Origin of the sequence: Klebsiella sp. 1SOBk5mer (assembly GCF_046603115.1) — a bacterium.
Classification (GTDB): domain Bacteria; phylum Pseudomonadota; class Gammaproteobacteria; order Enterobacterales; family Enterobacteriaceae; genus Klebsiella; species Klebsiella quasipneumoniae.
Window position 1 is genome coordinate 227,153 of the sequence record NZ_JBKIUU010000007.1, and the last position, 16,669, is coordinate 243,821.

General features: G+C 57.3%; 18 protein-coding genes. 7 read left to right on the forward strand and 11 right to left on the reverse strand.

Annotated elements, in window-relative coordinates:
• Positions 1 to 6 precede the first annotated feature (6 nt).
• The 4 genes from ACLH1U_RS17185 to dapA form a co-directional block, all read right to left on the reverse strand.
• A complete protein-coding gene (locus ACLH1U_RS17185) occupies positions 7 to 879 on the reverse strand; it encodes a neutral zinc metallopeptidase (RefSeq protein ID WP_023290614.1) in 873 nt (290 codons plus the stop codon).
• Between the two features lie 119 nt (positions 880 to 998).
• Complete coding sequence (gene purC, locus ACLH1U_RS17190; RefSeq protein ID WP_002913801.1) at positions 999 to 1,712, reverse strand: phosphoribosylaminoimidazolesuccinocarboxamide synthase; 714 nt, start codon at positions 1,710 to 1,712, stop codon at positions 999 to 1,001.
• A gap of 228 nt (positions 1,713 to 1,940) precedes the next feature.
• Positions 1,941 to 2,975 carry an outer membrane protein assembly factor BamC gene (bamC, locus tag ACLH1U_RS17195; RefSeq protein ID WP_023290615.1) on the reverse strand — a complete coding sequence of 345 codons (1,035 nt, stop codon included), beginning with the start codon at positions 2,973 to 2,975 and terminating at the stop codon, positions 1,941 to 1,943.
• A gap of 16 nt (positions 2,976 to 2,991) precedes the next feature.
• Positions 2,992 to 3,870, reverse strand: coding sequence for a 4-hydroxy-tetrahydrodipicolinate synthase (gene dapA, locus ACLH1U_RS17200; RefSeq protein ID WP_023290616.1), 879 nt, complete (start codon positions 3,868 to 3,870; stop codon positions 2,992 to 2,994).
• Positions 3,871 to 4,023: 153 nt separating this feature from the next.
• Between dapA and ACLH1U_RS17205 the strand changes: the two genes are divergently transcribed.
• A complete protein-coding gene (locus ACLH1U_RS17205; protein WP_002913804.1) occupies positions 4,024 to 4,590 on the forward strand; it encodes a glycine cleavage system transcriptional repressor in 567 nt (188 codons plus the stop codon).
• A 3-nt stretch (positions 4,591 to 4,593) separates the two neighbouring features.
• Positions 4,594 to 5,064 carry a thioredoxin-dependent thiol peroxidase gene (gene bcp / locus ACLH1U_RS17210; RefSeq protein WP_004201935.1) on the forward strand — a complete coding sequence of 157 codons (471 nt, stop codon included), beginning with the start codon at positions 4,594 to 4,596 and terminating at the stop codon, positions 5,062 to 5,064.
• 60 nt (positions 5,065 to 5,124) lie between these two features.
• Here the strand turns inward: bcp and ACLH1U_RS17215 are convergent, their stop codons facing one another.
• Together ACLH1U_RS17215 and ACLH1U_RS17220 are read right to left on the reverse strand one after the other, a co-directional pair.
• The gene (locus ACLH1U_RS17215; RefSeq protein WP_004201933.1) at positions 5,125 to 6,189 is read right to left on the reverse strand and encodes an AI-2E family transporter; all 1,065 of its coding nucleotides are present in this window, start codon (positions 6,187 to 6,189) and stop codon (positions 5,125 to 5,127) included.
• Positions 6,190 to 6,243: 54 nt separating this feature from the next.
• Positions 6,244 to 6,360 (reverse strand): hypothetical protein, encoded by a 117-nt coding sequence (locus tag ACLH1U_RS17220; protein ID WP_032429201.1) that lies wholly within the window; start codon positions 6,358 to 6,360, stop codon positions 6,244 to 6,246.
• A gap of 51 nt (positions 6,361 to 6,411) precedes the next feature.
• On the opposite strand from ACLH1U_RS17220, the gene bepA reads away from it, so the two are divergent.
• The 3 genes from bepA to ACLH1U_RS17235 all read left to right on the forward strand — a co-directional run bounded on the left by bepA (position 6,412) and on the right by ACLH1U_RS17235 (position 9,283).
• Positions 6,412 to 7,875 carry a beta-barrel assembly-enhancing protease gene (gene bepA, locus ACLH1U_RS17225; protein WP_004201932.1) on the forward strand — a complete coding sequence of 488 codons (1,464 nt, stop codon included), beginning with the start codon at positions 6,412 to 6,414 and terminating at the stop codon, positions 7,873 to 7,875.
• A gap of 9 nt (positions 7,876 to 7,884) precedes the next feature.
• Complete coding sequence (arsC, locus tag ACLH1U_RS17230; protein WP_411299356.1) at positions 7,885 to 8,244, forward strand: arsenate reductase (glutaredoxin); 360 nt, start codon at positions 7,885 to 7,887, stop codon at positions 8,242 to 8,244.
• Positions 8,245 to 8,371: 127 nt separating this feature from the next.
• Positions 8,372 to 9,283: an Rpn family recombination-promoting nuclease/putative transposase gene (locus ACLH1U_RS17235; RefSeq protein ID WP_411299357.1), complete on the forward strand. Its 912-nt coding sequence runs from the start codon at positions 8,372 to 8,374 to the stop codon at positions 9,281 to 9,283.
• Here the strand turns inward: ACLH1U_RS17235 and ACLH1U_RS17240 are convergent.
• From ACLH1U_RS17240 to bglK, 5 genes are all read right to left on the reverse strand, one after another.
• Positions 9,280 to 9,981 carry a DnaA inactivator Hda gene (locus tag ACLH1U_RS17240; protein WP_020947395.1) on the reverse strand — a complete coding sequence of 234 codons (702 nt, stop codon included), beginning with the start codon at positions 9,979 to 9,981 and terminating at the stop codon, positions 9,280 to 9,282. The two genes, ACLH1U_RS17235 and ACLH1U_RS17240, sit on opposite strands and share 4 nt — an antisense overlap.
• Positions 9,982 to 10,079: 98 nt before the next feature.
• On the reverse strand, positions 10,080 to 11,366 hold the full coding sequence (uraA, locus tag ACLH1U_RS17245; RefSeq protein ID WP_411299358.1) for a uracil permease: 1,287 nt from the start codon (positions 11,364 to 11,366) through the stop codon (positions 10,080 to 10,082).
• An 86-nt stretch (positions 11,367 to 11,452) separates the two neighbouring features.
• Positions 11,453 to 12,079 carry a uracil phosphoribosyltransferase gene (upp, locus tag ACLH1U_RS17250; protein WP_004201927.1) on the reverse strand — a complete coding sequence of 209 codons (627 nt, stop codon included), beginning with the start codon at positions 12,077 to 12,079 and terminating at the stop codon, positions 11,453 to 11,455.
• A gap of 226 nt (positions 12,080 to 12,305) precedes the next feature.
• Positions 12,306 to 13,736, reverse strand: coding sequence for a 6-phospho-beta-glucosidase (locus ACLH1U_RS17255; protein ID WP_102005552.1), 1,431 nt, complete (start codon positions 13,734 to 13,736; stop codon positions 12,306 to 12,308).
• A gap of 9 nt (positions 13,737 to 13,745) precedes the next feature.
• Entirely contained in the window at positions 13,746 to 14,639 is an 894-nt protein-coding gene (gene bglK / locus ACLH1U_RS17260; RefSeq protein ID WP_023290623.1) for a beta-glucoside kinase BglK, read from the reverse strand.
• 263 nt (positions 14,640 to 14,902) lie between these two features.
• On the opposite strand from bglK, the gene purM reads away from it, so the two are divergent.
• On the forward strand, positions 14,903 to 15,940 hold the full coding sequence (purM, locus tag ACLH1U_RS17265; RefSeq protein WP_004201922.1) for a phosphoribosylformylglycinamidine cyclo-ligase: 1,038 nt from the start codon (positions 14,903 to 14,905) through the stop codon (positions 15,938 to 15,940).
• The gene (gene purN, locus ACLH1U_RS17270) at positions 15,937 to 16,578 is read left to right on the forward strand and encodes a phosphoribosylglycinamide formyltransferase (protein ID WP_023290625.1); all 642 of its coding nucleotides are present in this window, start codon (positions 15,937 to 15,939) and stop codon (positions 16,576 to 16,578) included. Before purM ends, purN begins: the two co-directional genes overlap by 4 nt.
• Positions 16,579 to 16,669 lie beyond the last annotated feature (91 nt).

Sequence of the window (16,669 nt, forward strand, 5' to 3'; positions counted from 1 at the left end):
TGGCGATTACAGGGCGCTGCCGAAGGTGTTGCACTGCGCCGGGTCGCCGCTGTCGAAACCGCGTTTGAACCAGGTGTAGCGCTGTTTTGACGTGCCGTGGGTAAAGCTGTCCGGTACCACCCGCCCCTGGCTCTGCTGCTGCAGACGGTCATCGCCTATGGCCTCGGCGGCGTTCAGCGCCTCCTGCAGATCGCCGGTTTCCAGAATATCCTGCTGCTGCATATTATGGCCCCAGACGCCGGCGAAGCAGTCTGCCTGCAGCTCCATCTTAACCGACAGCCGGTTGGCTTCGGCCTCGGTGGCATGCTGCTGTTGCTGGCGGACCTTCGGCTCAATGCCCAGCAGTTTTTGTACGTGATGACCCACTTCATGGGCAATGACGTACCCCTGGGCAAAGTCGCCGTCGGCGCCCAGTTTATTTTTCATCTCATCGTAGAATGACAGGTCGATATAGACCGTGCTGTCGGCAGGACAGTAGAACGGCCCCATCACCGACTGGCCGGTACCGCAGCCGGTACGGGTCGCGCCGCGGTAGAGCACCAGCTTTGGCTGGGGGTACTGGCGGCCCATCTTTTCAAAGATCGGTCCCCAGGTATCTTCGGTGGTGGCCAGGATCACCGACGTAAACTTCGCCGCTTCATCGTCTTTCGGACTGATGGAGCGCTGCGTGGAGGTCTGCTGCTGCGGCATCGGTTCGCCGGTCAGCATGCCGGTCAAATCCACGCCGTAATAGCCTGCCACCAGCACAATAATCAGCAGCACAATGCCGCCCTTCCCGCTCGGCAGCCGGAAGCCGCCGCCCCCGCCGCCAAACGGCGAGCCCGATTGACCGCGTCGATCTTCAACATTGTCGCTTTCGCGACGCCCTTGCCAGCGCATAAGCACCTCATTCCCTGTTATGTATCAATAGCAGAGATCGTAGGCGGTTCAGCGCAGGATTACCACAGGAAACAGCAAGAGACGCCAGAAGATGAGACCATCTTCTGGCGGCGGGCGAGTTAGTCGAGCTTAACGCCCAGGCGGTGAGCCACTTCTTCGTAGGCTTCGATCAGGCCGCCAAGGCTCTGGCGGAAGCGGTCTTTGTCCATTTTATCAAGGGTGTTTTTGTCCCACAGGCGGCTGCCGTCCGGCGAAAACTCATCGCCCAGCACCACTTCGCCTTTGAACAGACCAAACTCCAGCTTAAAGTCCACCAGAATCAGACCGGCGTCATCGAACAATTTTTTCAGCACGTCGTTGGCTTTGTAGGTCAGCTCGCGCATCCGCGCCAGATTCTCTTTGCTCACCCAGCCGAAGGTTTCGCAGTAGGAGTCGTTGACCATCGGATCGTGCATGGCATCGTTTTTCAGGAACAGATCGAACAGCGGCGGATTCAGCTCGATACCTTCTTCAATGCCTAAACGTTTTACCAGCGAGCCTGCCGCACGGTTACGCACCACGCACTCCACCGGCACCATATCCAGTTTTTTCACCAGGCATTCGGTATCGGAGAGCAGCGCTTCCATCTGGGTAGGGATGCCCGCTTCTGCCAGTTTGCTCATAATGAAGTGGTTGAACTTGTTATTCACCATGCCTTTACGATCGAACTGCTCGATGCGCGCGCCATCACCTGCTGACGTATCGTTACGGAATTCCAGTACCAGCAGGTCCGGATTATCGGTGCTGTATACTGTCTTCGCCTTACCACGATACAACTCAGCTTGCTTTTTCATCTTTCACTACTCCAGTGATATTGAGCCTAAAAATACGTTTCCACCTATACACAAAATCATTCAAAGTGCATCGAGGCGGCAACTGAGCGAATCCCCAGGGGCTTACAAAAGTAAGTGACTGGGTTGAACGAAGGCGGCCAACAAAGAGGCAATTTGAAGGATGATGTGTATACGCACACGTTTGCGTCACTATATATTAAAAGGGCCGGATTGCTCCAGCCCTTTTGATTACTTGTTAAATGCGGCCTGGAATACGGCTACCAGAGCGTCATTTTGCGACTGCGTCAGGGTGTGGCCTTTCGGGTCGATGAACTGCAGGCTACTGCGGTTATCGAGGTCGCCGACCTGAAGTTTGTAGTCACCGGAGACCAGCTGCGGGTCGCGTGCGCCCAGCTCCTGCCAGCTGCTGTCAGACAGCGGCTTGTAGGTCAGCGCCATGCTGCCCTGAGAGCGCGTGCTGTCGGTCACTTTCATCCCCACTTTCTCGAGGGCGCCCGGCAGACGCTGCCACACCATGTTAAACGGCGCGCGAACGACGAGCATTGGCAGGCCAGTATCGTCGGCAGCGCTCTGCACGTCGAAGGTGGCGCCAGCGCTGCGCTGAGCGGCGTTCTGGGCGCTGGTGGCGTTCATGTCCAGGCCTTCCGAAATGACGTTCAGCATGGCGGTGCTGTAGCGCTGCAGTGACGCCGGATCGGCAACCGGTTTACCCGCCTGCTCCAGATTCACCAGCTTGACCACAACCGCTTGCTGATAGCCCTGCGGTTTGACGGAGATTTGATAACGACCGCGATACTGCTGATCTTCATCAAGACGGTTCCACTCAACCCAGTCGGTGTTCAGCGTCTGGCTCGCATCATCGCGCTTGGCGATAACGTAGTTCTTCGACTGAAGAATGCTGGTAACCTGCGCCCACAGCGAACCGCTGCGGCCGTTTTCGACCATCAGCGTCGCGGTATCGCCGTTGAACTGGGTGCGGGCGCCGCTAACCAATGCCAGCGGCTGCGCCGGCGGGCGAATGTCCAGCGCCTTGCCGACCGCGCCGGTGCTGTTGGCCACCGGAATATTGTAATCACCCACCTGAATCGGCAGGATCATCCCCGCCGGCGCGTGAAGTTCGCTCAACGGTGACGCCTGTAAATAGGCCTCATCACCGCTCACCTGACGCTTATAGCGCGAGTCGGAACTACAGGCCGCGAGGAGTAGAACCAGCGAAACACCCGCAACCTTCGCCAGGCGCGACTTCTGTACTGAGTAAGCCATCAAATCTCCCTAAACTTTACAGCAAACCGGCATGCTTCAGCGCGGCGGTAACGGCTTCACGACCCTGGTCGGTGATAGGCGTCATCGGCAAGCGCAGCGTATCGGTCGCCACAAGACCCAACGCCTTGCATCCCCATTTCACCGGGATAGGATTGGGTTCGACAAATAATTTTGTATGCAATGGCATCAGACGCTGGTTAATCGCCCGGGCTTCGGCAAATTGACCCGCCAGCGCCAGACGGCACATGTCGGCCATTTCGCGCGCCGCCACGTTGGCGGTAACGGAAATCACGCCCACGCCGCCGAGCTGCATAAAGTCCATACCGGTCGCATCGTCACCGCTCAGCAGAATAAAGTCGTCTGAAACCAGCTCTTTGATCTGGTGAACACGACTTAAGTTCCCTGTTGCTTCCTTAATACCGACAATATTTTTAATTTGCGCCAGACGGCCAACGGTTTCCGGCAGCATATCGCAACCGGTACGGGACGGCACATTATACAGAATTTGCGGCAGGTCAGTATGTTCGGCGATAGCTTTAAAGTGCTGGAACAGGCCTTCCTGGGTCGGACGGTTATAATAAGGAGTGACCGTCAGGCAGCCGACTACGCCGCTGTCGTTAAAACGTTTGGTCAGGCTAATCGCCTCTGCGGTTGCATTGGCTCCCGTTCCCGCGATAACCGGGATACGCCCGTCAGCCAGTTCCAGCGTCATCATCACCACGTCGCCATGCTCTTCATGGCTCAGCGTTGCGGATTCACCGGTAGTCCCTACCGAAACGATCGCCGAGGTTCCGTTGGCGACATGGTAATCAATCAGTTTTTTCAGGCTTGTCCGGCAGACATTACCGTTTTCATCCATCGGCGTGACAAGCGCTACAATACTTCCCGTGAACATGGGCCATCCTCAGAGCAGAAGTGCGACAAGATTCTCAATGTTACGTTTGGAGCTGCAATAAAAGCAAGAGACCCGACGCCATCAGGGATGTTGTATGGCGGTTTTTTTTATGCTTTCCTAATGTTACCTCACCTTTTTAAAGGAAGAACAGGTTTGACAGCCTCATTACAACACTATCTGGTTATTACCGCCCTGGGGGCTGACCGTCCCGGCATCGTGAATACGATCACTCGCCACGTCAGCAGCTGCGGTTGTAATATCGAAGACAGCCGGCTGGCCATGCTCGGTGATGAGTTTACGTTTATCATGCTGCTTTCCGGTTCGTGGAATGCGATTAACCTGATCGAATCAACCCTGCCGCTGAAAGGCGCAGAGCTGGAGCTGTTGATCGTGATGAAACGCACCACCGCGCGCCCGCCGCAGGCCATGCCAAACACCGTCTGGGTCCAGGTTGAGGTGCCGGACTCACCGCATATCATCGAGCGCTTCACTGCCCTGTGCGATACATGGAATATGAATATCGCGGAACTGGTGTCCCGCACGCAGCCGGGAGACGGCGATTCCGCGCAGCTTTTTATCCAGATAACGGCTCACAGCCCTGCGACGCAAAATGCAGCAAATATCGAACAAGCGTTCAAAGCCCTATGTACAGAACTCAACGCACAAGGCAGTATTAACATCGTTAATTATTCACAGCATGATGAACAGGATGGAGTTTAACCCATGACCCCACTGAAAGCCGGTGATCTTGCACCGAAATTTAGCTTACCGGACCAGGACGGCGAGGAAGTAAATTTAACCGACTTCCAGGGACAGCGTGTCCTGGTTTATTTTTACCCGAAAGCCATGACCCCGGGCTGCACCGTCCAGGCGTGCGGCTTGCGCGATAATATGGACGACCTGAAAAAAGCCGGTGTTGAAGTGCTGGGCATCAGCACCGATAAACCGGAAAAGCTCTCCCGTTTCGCCGAAAAAGAGCTGCTGAACTTTACGCTGCTGTCTGATGAAAACCATCAGGTTTGCGAGCAGTTTGGCGTCTGGGGCGAAAAATCCTTTATGGGGAAAACCTACGACGGGATCCACCGTATCAGCTTCCTCGTTGATGCCGATGGCAAAATCGAACACGTCTTTGATGACTTCAAAACCAGCAATCACCACGACGTGGTGTTGAACTGGCTGAAAGAAAACGCCTGATGCAAAGCAAGACGCCGGGAGAGAGAACCTCGCCCGGCGTCTTTTTTTATCCTCAATGCCTTAGTCGTCGTCGACGACCAGGCCATCCGGCCAGGCATGCACCACCGCTTTAATTAACGTGGCCAGCGGAATGGCGAAGAAGACGCCCCAGAATCCCCACAAACCGCCAAAGATCACCACCGAGAGGATAATCACCAGCGGGTGCAGATTCACCGCTTCCGAGAACAGCACCGGTACCAGCAGGTTACCGTCCAGTCCCTGAATAATCAGATAGACCGCGAACAGACTCCAGAACTCGGTGCCTGCGCCAAACTGAAACAGCGCCACCCCTACCACCGGAATGGTCACCACAAACGCGCCGATATAGGGGATCAGCACCGAGAAGCCCACCAGCACCGCCAACAGCAGCGAGTAGTTGAGGCCGAAAAGGATAAAGCCTATCCAGGTGGCGACGCTGACGACAATCATCTCCAGCACCTTACCGCGAATGTAGTTGGTGATTTGCTGGTTCATCTCCTTCCATACCTGCCCGGCCAGACCGCGGTTTCGCGGCAGCACGCGGCGTACCGCGTTGAGCATCTGCTCTTTATCCTTCAGCAGGAAGAAGACCATCAGCGGCACCAGCACCAGATAGACCGCCAGCGTGAGCAGCCCCACCAGCGAGGCGAGAGAATACTTGACCACCGAGTCGCCCACCGTCAGCATCCGGGTGCGCATATTTTCCGCCATCGCATCGATGATGCCGGCATCCATCAACGCCGGATAGCGCCGCGGCAGCGTGGCGGCGAAATCAGAGAGCTTGTTAAGCATGCCCGGCATATCGCGGATAAGGTAGATCCCCTGCTGCCAGGCCACCGGCAGCACCACAAAGGCCAGCAAGAGCAGAATACCCACAAAGAGGATTAGCACCAGCGAGGTCGCCCAGGTGCGCGACAGGCCGATGCGCTCCAGGCGAACGGTCGGCCACTCCAGCAGATAGGCCAGCACGATAGCCACCAGTAACGGGGCCAGCAAGCCGCTGAAAAAGAACATGATGCCGAAACCGGCAAGCAAAATAACCAGCAGCGCTATCGCCTCAGGGTCGCTGAATCGACGGCGGTACCACTGCATTAACATCTCGAGCATAAAACCTTCCCTGAAGCGCAACGCGGCGACAAACGGGGGAATTGTATCGAAATGTCACAAAAAAGACTTCGCTTTTTGATGCGCAGCAGACAAACCCGTCTCCGCCGTGAAGAACCTATTTTCAATGCGTCTAACGCCAGCTAAACTCGCTGGGATGCGGCCAGGGAACATTGCGTCGCACAATCGGTCAAACTGGCACACCCACATTACAGGACAGAGGTTATGTTCAGGCAGTTGAAGAAAACGCTGGTGGCGACCGTGATCGCGTCGCTGACGCTGGGTTCGTTAGGCCCTGCTTTTGCTGACTCCGCAGATACCCTGCCGGACATGGGGACCTCCGCAGGAAGCACGTTATCGATTGGTCAGGAAATGCAGATGGGGGATTACTACGTCCGCCAGCTGCGCGGCAGCGCGCCGCTGATCAACGACCCTCTGCTGGTGCAATATATCAACGGGCTGGGCATGCGTCTGGTCTCGCATGCGAATTCGGTGCGCACCCCGTTCCACTTCTATTTGATTAATAACGACCAAATTAACGCCTTCGCCTTCTTCGGCGGCAATGTGGTCCTCCACTCCGCCCTGTTCCGCTACTCCGATAACGAGAGCGAACTGGCCTCTGTCATGGCGCACGAAATTTCCCACGTTACGCAGCGGCATCTCGCCCGCGCAATGGAAGATCAGAAACGCAATGCGCCGCTGACCTGGGTCGGCGCGCTGGGTTCAATTCTGCTGGCGATGGCCAGCCCGCAGGCCGGGATGGCGGCGCTGACCGGGACGCTGGCCGGCACCCAACAGGGCATGATCAGCTTCACCCGTCAGAACGAAGAAGAGGCCGACCGGATCGGTATCCAGGTTCTGCAACGCTCAGGATTCGACCCGCAGGCCATGCCGATGTTTATGGGTAAACTGCTTGATGAGTCGCGCTACTCAACGCGGCCGCCGGAAATGCTGCTCACCCACCCCCTGCCGGAAAGCCGGCTTGCCGATGCCCGTAACCGCGCCAACCAGATGCGCCCGGTTGTCGTACAGTCCTCAGCGGACTTCTATCTGGCGAAGGCGCGTACCCTCGGAATGTACACCAACGGCGACAATAAGCTAGGCACCGATCTGCTCAACGCCTGGGATAAAGGCAATATCCGCCAGCAGCATGCCGCGCAGTATGGCCGCGCCCTGCTGGCGATGGAAAGCAACAACTTTGACCAGGCGCGCAAAACGCTGCAGCCGCTGCTCAGCGCCGATCCGCAAAATCCCTGGTACCTCGATCTGGCCACCGATATCGACCTCGGGCAGAAGAAAACCGGCGACGCCATCAACCGCCTTAAAAACGCTCGTGAGCTGCGCACCAATCCGGTGCTGCAGTTGAACCTGGCCAACGCCCTCCTGCAGGGCGGACAGCCCGGGGAAGCGGCGACCATCCTGAATCGTTATACCTTTACCTATAAAGAGGATGGCAACGGCTGGGACCTGCTGGCGCAGGCGGAAGGCGCCTTGGGCAATCGCGATCAGGAGCTGGCGGCGCGGGCAGAAAGCATGGCGCTGGTCGGCCAGCTGGAACAGGCGATTTCCCTGCTCAGCAGCGCCAGCTCGCAAGTGAAACTCGGTAGTCTGCAGCAGGCCCGCTACGATGCCCGCATCGACCAGCTACGTGAGCTACAGGCCCGCTTCCGCCCCTACCAAAAAATGTAAGGAGACCCCATGACCGACGCGGTAAAAATTTACCATAACCCACGCTGCTCGAAGAGCCGCGAAACGCTGAGCCTGTTGAAGAGCCACGGCATCGATCCTGAGGTGGTGCTTTATCTTGAGACGCCACCGGATGCCGGGAGGCTGCGTCAACTGCTGCAGCTGCTGGGTATGGAGAGCCCCCGCGAGCTCATGCGCCAGAAAGAGGATCTGTATAAATCGCTCAATCTTGCCGACCCGGCGCTCAGCGACGCCGCGCTGATACAGGCGATGGTCGACAACCCTAAGCTCATCGAACGCCCAATTGTCGTCAGCCGCGGCCAGGCGCGTATTGGCCGACCGCCGGAGCAGGTCCTCGAGATCGTGAGCTAAGCCACCCGCGCCGCGCTTACGCGGCGCTTTTTTTACGTAGCTGATTCCAGATCTTCCACGCCAATCCCTCCCGCCCGTCTTGCAGTGCTACTGTTCATCTAACGCTCAATCCACTGGACGGATGAACATGAAAAAACCAACCTCAACGCCTCACGATGCCGTATTTAAGACCTATCTCTCCCACCCTGATACCGCCCGCGATTTTCTGCGGCTGTACCTGCCCGAGACGCTGCTTAAAGTGTGCGATCTGCGTACGCTGCATCTCGAGTCCGGGCATTTTGTCGAAGACGATCTGCGTCCCTTTTACGCCGACATTCTGTATTCCCTGAAAACCACGGCGGGAGACGGCTATATTTATGCGCTTATCGAACACCAGAGCACGCCCGACCGGCATATGGCCTTTCGTCTGATGCGCTACGCCATCGCCGCCATGCAGCGCCACCTTGATGCCGGCCACGATCGGCTGCCGCTGGTGATCCCTGTTCTCTTCTACCACGGTCTGGTAAGCCCCTACCCGTTCTCACTGCGCTGGCTCGATGAATTCGTCGCTCCGGAGCTGGCCAGCCACCTTTATCACGGGGCGTTTCCGCTGGCGGACATTACCGTCATTCCGGATGACGACATTGCCACCCACCAGCGCATGGCGACGCTGGAGTTACTGCAAAAACATATTCGACAACGCGATCTGGCGCAGCTCCTCGACAAACTGAGCGAATTATTATTGACTGGTCTGGCGACGGAATCGCAGGTACAAGCCCTGATGCACTATCTGGTGCAGGCAGGCAACGCGCGAGAGCCGATCAAGTTCATTCGCGAGCTGGCGTTACGTACGCCGCAGCACAAGGAGACGTTGATGACAATTGCGGAATATCTGGAACAGCAGGGTCTGGAGCGGGGCCTGGCGCAGGGCCGTCAGGAAGGCCGGAAAGAAGAGGCGCAGCGTATCGCCGCCGCTATGCTACACAGTGGCCTGGCGCGCGACCTGGTCGCCCGGTTGACCGGGCTGACGGAGGAGGAACTGACTCCGCAGGCGGACTAGAGTTTAAGGATCTCTTTCACGAAGGGGATCGTCAGCTTGCGCTGAGCGGTAATCGAGGCATGATCCAGCTGATCGAGGGTCATAAATAGCGAGCGCATCTCGCGATCCAGCCGCTTCAGCAGGAAGCGGCACACGTCCTCCGGCATCTCAAAGCCGCGCAGTCTAGCGCGCAGCTGCAGGGCCTGCAGTTTGTCTTCATCCGACAGCGGCTGCAGCTTATAGATCTGCCCCCAGTCAAGCCGCGAGGCAAGATCCGGCAGACCAAGATTCAGTTGCCGCGGCGGCCGATCGCCGGTGATCAGCAGCCGGGTTTTACCTGATTCCAGGATCCGGTTGTAGAGATTAAAGATGGCCATTTCCCAGGGCTCATCCCCGGCGACGCACTCGATGTTATCGATGCAGACCAGGGCCAGCTGTTCCATCCCCTCCAGCACCTCCGGCACAAACCAGGTGCGTTTATCCAGCGGCACGTAGCCCACGGCATCCCCGCGCTGGGAAAGCTCGGCGCAGGCGGCGTGTAACAGGTGGCTGCGACCCGCCCCTTCACGTGACCAGATATAAATATACCCGCTGTGTTCCTGGCGCAGTACGTTCTGGAGGGCAGCAAGTAGAGAAGGATTATCACCCGGCCAGAAACTCGCGAAGGTTTCGTCGTCAGGAAGATACAGTGGCAAAGAGAGCTGTGCCGGTGCGTTCAGATGGACCTCAACATAGGCTTACAGAAAAACGCGAAGAGTTTATCACAGATTTAGGTCAGGAGAGAACCGGGCGGGATCGCCGCCCGGTCAGGCGATCGTTATTTAACCTCTTCGCTATCCACGGCGTCGAGAACCACCTCTTCCGGACACAGGACGCTGATAAGCTTGAAAATCAGGCTGAGCGCGATACCCACGATGGTGGCCAGCGCCATCCCTTTCAGCTCAGCGGCGCCGATGTGCACTTTGGCACCGCTGACGCCGATGATCAGGATCACGGAGGTGAGGATCAGATTCTGCGCTTTGCTGTAATCCACCTTCGATTCAATCAGTACGCGGATCCCCGAGGCGCCGATCACCCCGTACAGCAGCAGCGACACGCCGCCCATCACCGGCACCGGGATGATCTGGATCGCCGCCGCCAGTTTGCCGACGCAGGAGAGCAGAATCGCAATGATCGCCGCGCCGCCGATAACCCAGGTGCTGTAGACGCGGGTAATCGCCATCACGCCGATATTTTCCCCGTAGGTGGTGTTAGGCGTCGAGCCGAAAAAGCCGGAAATGATCGTCGACAGGCCATTGGCAAACATCGAACGATGCAGGCCCGGGTCGCGGATCAGATCGCGTTTGACGATATTGGCCGTCACCACCAGGTGACCGACGTGCTCGGCAATCACCACCAGCGCAGCGGGCAGAATAGTGAAGATGGCGAACCATTCAAAACGCGGCGTGTAGAAGGTTGGCAGCGCGAACCAGTGCGCTTCGGCGATCGGGGTGGTATCAACCACGCCCATCACAAACGACAGCGCATAGCCCACCAGAACGCCAATCAGGATCGGGATAATCGCCAGGAAGCCGCGGAACAGGACCGAACCAAACACCGTCACCGCCAGGGTTACCATCGAGATAATAATGGTTTTGCTGTCCGGTGACTGGCCGTCGGCTGGCAGCAGCCCGGCCATATTGGCCGCCACGCCTGCCAGCTCCAGACCGATAACCGCCACGATGGCCCCCATCGCCGCCGGGGGGAACATCACATCCAGCCAGCCGGTACCGGCTTTTTTGACAATAAAGGAGACGAGGCAGAACAGCACGCCGCACATAATGAAACCGCCCAGCGCCACTTCATAGCCCAGCGGCAGCAGGAGCAGCACCGGAGAGATAAAGGCGAAACTCGATCCCAGATACGCCGGGATTTTGCCTTTACAGATAAAGAGGTACAGCAGCGTACCAATACCGTTGAACAGCAGCACGGTGGCCGGGTTGATGTGGAACAGGATTGGCACCAGCACCGTTGCGCCGAACATGGCAAACAGATGCTGCAAACTAAGCGGGATAGTCTGTAAAAGCGGCGGTCTTTCACTCACCCCGATAGCACGGCGCGTCATAGTGTTTTCCTCTGAGATGGTTAGTTATGTGTGTTTTATTCAAAAAAAAGCCGACTCTCAAAGTCGGCTTATTTATCGTTATTCGATTATTTCGTACCAAAGATCTTGTCGCCGGCATCGCCGAGACCGGGAATGATGTACCCGTGCTCGTTCAGTCCCTTATCGACAGAGGCGGTATACAGCTCAACGTCCGGGTGCGCTTTCTCCAGCGCGGCAATCCCTTCCGGCGCCGCCACCAGCACCAGCACCTTGATGCTGGTGCAGCCGGCGTTTTTCAGCAGATCGATAGTGGCGATCATCGACCCACCGGTGGCCAGCATCGGGTCAACCACCAGCGCCATCCGCTCATCGATGTTGGACACCAGCTTCTGGAAGTAAGGTACCGGCTCGAGGGTTTCTTCATTGCGATAAATACCCACCACGCTGATACGCGCGCTTGGCACGTGCTCAAGCACCCCTTCCATCATGCCGAGGCCTGCGCGCAGGATAGGCACGACGGTAATTTTCTTGCCCTTGATCTGCTCAACTTCCACCGGGCCGTTCCAGCCTTCGATGGTCACTTTCTCGGTTGCCAGATCGGCGGTGGCTTCATAAGTCAGTAAGCTGCCCACTTCTGAGGCGAGTTCACGGAAGCGTTTGGTGCTGATGTCGTGCTCGCGCATCAGGCCCAGCTTGTGTTTGACGAGTGGGTGTTTGACTTCCACAATCTTCATTCTCTTTCTCCTCTGAGGGGCAGCCACAAAAAAAATCGCGGGATTATACCGCTTTTTTCGGATTAGGCCATACCCATCTTGCTTGACGTATATCAAGCAAAGTGATTTAGAGACAAAAAAACCGGAGACGAGGCTCCGGTTTTAGCGCGGGGTTCTGCCGGGCGGCGCTAACGCTTACCCGGACTGGAAACCACGCAGGCTCGATAAGCGCAGCGCCATCGGGAAATTATAGCTGCTCCCCGTTGCTGGCAATCACCTTCTTATACCAGTCGAACGACTTCTTCTTACTGCGGTCCAGCGTGCCGTTGCCTTCATTATCTTTATCCACGTAGATAAAGCCGTAGCGTTTTTTCATCTCCCCCGTGCCGGCGGAAACCAGATCGATACAGCCCCACGGGGTATAGCCCATCAGGTCAACACCATCTTCGACCACCGCCTTTTTCATCTCCGCGATATGGGCGGAGAGATAATCGATACGGTACTGGTCATCCACGCTGCCGTCCTCTTCACGAACATCGATCGCGCCAAAACCGTTTTCGACAATAAACAGCGGTAGCTGATAGTGATCCCAGAACCAGTTCAGCGAATAGCGCAGGCCGACCGGATCTATCTGCCAGCCCCAGTCCGACTTTTTCACGTACGGGTTGGAGACCAGGCTGGTGGTTTCATCATAATCGAGTAATGGGTTATCTTCGGTGGCTTTGGTGGCGAAGGACATATAGTAGCTAAAACCGATGTAGTCGACACAGCCTTCGGTTAACGCCTGACGATCGGCTTCGGTCATGTCCAGGCTAAAGCCGCGGCGGGCAAAATAGTTGAGCAGATGCTGCGGATAGCGGCCGCGCACGTGGACGTCGGTGAACCAGTACCGGCGGTGCATGGCGTTCATCGCCATCATCATATCGTCCGGCGCGCAGGTCAGCGGATAGATGGGACACATGGCGATCATGCAGCCTATCTGCAGAGCAGGGTTGATCTCGCGCGCCGCTTTCACCGCCAGGGCGCTGGCCACCAGCTCATAATGTGCGGCCTGGTACATCACCGGTTCCCGATCTTCACCCGGCACATACTTCAGACCGGAGTTGGTGAAGGGGGCAAAGTCCTCATGGTAGTTGGCCTGGTTGTTGATCTCGTTGAAGGTCATCCAGTACTTCACTTTATGCTGGTAGCGGGTGAAGACGACCCTGGCGAAGCGCACGAAAAAGTCGATCAGCTTGCGGTTACGCCAGCCGCCGTACTCGGTGACCAGGTGATAGGGCATTTCAAAATGCGACAGCGTAATGACCGGTTCAATACCGTGTTTCAGACATTCGTCGAACAGATCGTCATAAAACTGCAGGCCAGCCTCGTTCGGCTCCTGTTCATCGCCCTGCGGGAAAATACGCGTCCAGGCAATCGAGGTGCGGAAACATTTAAAGCCCATTTCGGCAAACAGCGCCAGGTCCTGCGGGTAGCGATGATAAAAATCGATCGCCTCATGGTTCGGGTAGTTTTTCCCCGCTACCACGCCATCGGTGATTTCCCGCGGCACCCCGTGGGCGCCGGCGGTCATGACATCCGCCACGCTGACCCCCTTGCCCCCCTCCTGCCAGCCGCCCTCTAACTGATGCGCCGCCACCGCGCCGCCCCACAGAAAACCTTCTTTAAATCCGGACATAATCTCTCCCTAAGGTCGATCGTCGCCAGGCGAACGATAGTGCTGATTGAAATGGTAAACCGCGCCAATCAGGCCTGCATCATTGCCGTGACTGACGGTATCGAGATAGTCGGCAATGCCGAACCAGGCCAGATGCTGGCGCAGCAGCGTCAGAAATCCAGGGCGTTCCACAATGCCGCCGCCGATAAAAATAGTCTGCGGATCGAAGATATTGACGAGGTTATAAAGGCCATGGCCCAGGCCATTGAAGAACTCGGCGACCAGACGCTGGCAAACCGGGTCGCCGGCGTCGTAGCGGTCAAAAATCATTTCGCCAGTGACGCTATCCAGCGGCGCGCCAATATGTTCCGCATAGCGATGGCGCAGCACCCGCAGGGTGCAGTTTTCATTCATCGAGTAGCGACGGGGATCGCGTCCGCCGGGACGATCGGTAAGCATATAGCCGAACTCACCGGCGCGAAAACGCGCCCCGTGGATCAGCTGATGTTGGCAAAAAATCGCGCCACCGATGCCAGTGCCGATAGTGAGCACCAGAAAATTGGCCATTTCCGCCGCTTTGCCCTGCCAGCGCTCAGCCAGCAGCACACAGTTGGCGTCGTTTTCCACCGAGACCGGCAGCCCGGTTCGCGTCTCGAGCCACGATTTCATGGCGAAGTTGTCAAATCGACGGATAGCGCCACCCATGGTGATAAAGCCGCTGTGCGGATCGACATAGCCCGGCGCGCTGATGGCTATACCTTCGCACGACGGGTGGGCCGCCAGCCACGACAAGATGGTCTGTAAGATATGATCGCCATCGCTGTCATTGATTGACTGCTTCGCGGTTTCCAGCAGCCTGCCGTCGCGGGTCATGACGCCCATCTTTAGCGCGGTGCCGCCGATATCAAATGCCGCAATCTTCATTCATCCCTCCCCTGTCGAGCATAATGCACCGGTGATCCACACGGCGGCCAACCACAGAAACCGGTTTCAGTCGTATGATGAGGATTCCCTGGCACTGAGGCAAGCACAAGGCTGTACCCGGTTTCATTTTCGTGAGCAGTATCAAATTTGACCATCCGCCAACGGTTTTACGCCGACTGTAAAGCAGGCTCGCAAACGTTTGCTTTCCCTGTTAGAATTGCGCCGATTTTTCTTGCTTACCGCAAACGCGTGGAGACTTCGCAGTGACCGACAAAACCTCTCTCAGCTATAAAGATGCCGGCGTGGATATTGATGCAGGCAACGCTCTCGTCGACCGTATTAAGGGCGTGGTGAAGAAAACCCGTCGCCCGGAAGTGATGGGTGGACTGGGCGGATTCGGCGCGCTGTGCGCACTGCCGCAGAAATACCGCGAGCCGGTACTGGTCTCCGGCACCGACGGCGTCGGTACCAAGCTGCGTCTGGCAATGGATCTGAAGCGTCACGACACCATCGGCATCGACCTTGTCGCCATGTGCGTGAACGACCTGGTGGTTCAGGGCGCTGAGCCGCTGTTTTTCCTTGATTATTACGCCACCGGTAAACTGGACGTCGATACCGCAGCCAGCGTCATCAACGGCATCGCCGAAGGCTGCCTGCAGTCCGGTTGCGCGCTGGTGGGCGGCGAGACCGCAGAGATGCCGGGGATGTACCACGGCGAAGATTACGACGTGGCGGGTTTTTGCGTCGGGGTGGTGGAAAAATCAGAAATCATCGACGGCAGCAAAGTCGCTGACGGCGACGTGCTGGTGGCGCTGGCCTCCAGCGGCCCGCACTCTAACGGCTATTCGCTGGTGCGTAAGATTATTGAAGTTAGCGGCGTTGACCCGCAGACCACCGACCTTGACGGCAAACCGCTGGCCGACCATCTGCTGGCGCCGACCCGCATCTATGTGAAATCGGTTCTCGACCTGATTGCCAGCGTTGACGTCCACGCCATCGCCCATCTGACCGGCGGCGGCTTCTGGGAAAATATTCCGCGCGTGCTGCCGGACAACACCCAAGCGGTGATTGATGAGTCTTCCTGGCAGTGGCCGTCCGTCTTCAACTGGCTGCAAACCGCCGGTAACGTCAGCCAGCATGAGATGTACCGTACCTTTAACTGCGGCGTGGGGATGGTTATCGCCCTGCCGGCTGCAGAAGCAGACAAGGCCATTGCCCTGCTGAACGAGAAAGGTGAAAACGCGTGGAAAATCGGGTATATCAAAGCCTCCGATTCCGAACAGCGTGTGGTCATTGCATGAAAAACATTGTGGTGCTGATTTCCGGTAGCGGCAGTAATTTGCAGGCGATCATCGACGCCTGCGGCCGGAAACAGATCAACGGCACCCTGCGTGCGGTATTCAGTAACAAGGCCGATGCGTTCGGCCTTGAGCGCGCGCGCGCGGCCGGGATCCCGGCCCACGCGCTGGCGCAAAGTCAGTTTGCCGACCGGGAAGCGTTCGATCGTCAGCTGATGCATGAAATTGACGCCTACGCCCCGGATCTGGTGGTGCTGGCGGGCTATATGCGTATCCTTAGCCCCGCCTTCGTCAGCCACTATCAGGGACGTCTGCTGAACATCCACCCTTCGTTACTGCCGAAGTATCCTGGCCTGCATACCCACCGCCAGGTGCTGGAAAACGGTGACGAGGAGCATGGGACCTCGGTGCACTTCGTCACCGACGAGCTGGACGGCGGTCCGGTTATCCTGCAGGCCAAAGTGCCGGTCTTTGCTGGCGACAGCGAGGAAGAGGTCACGGCGCGGGTTCAGACCCAGGAACATGCCATTTATCCGCTGGTGATAAGCTGGTTTGTCGAGGGACGTCTGCGCATGGAGGGCAACCACGCCTGGCTGGATGAACGACAGCTTCCCCCCCAGGGCTATGCCGCTGAAGAATGAACAACAGCCCCGCCTTTCGCCATCGCGGGGCTTTTTTTTAATTAAAATTGTTTATTAATCAAACATCTCACAGAAATAATTCTTCTTACTG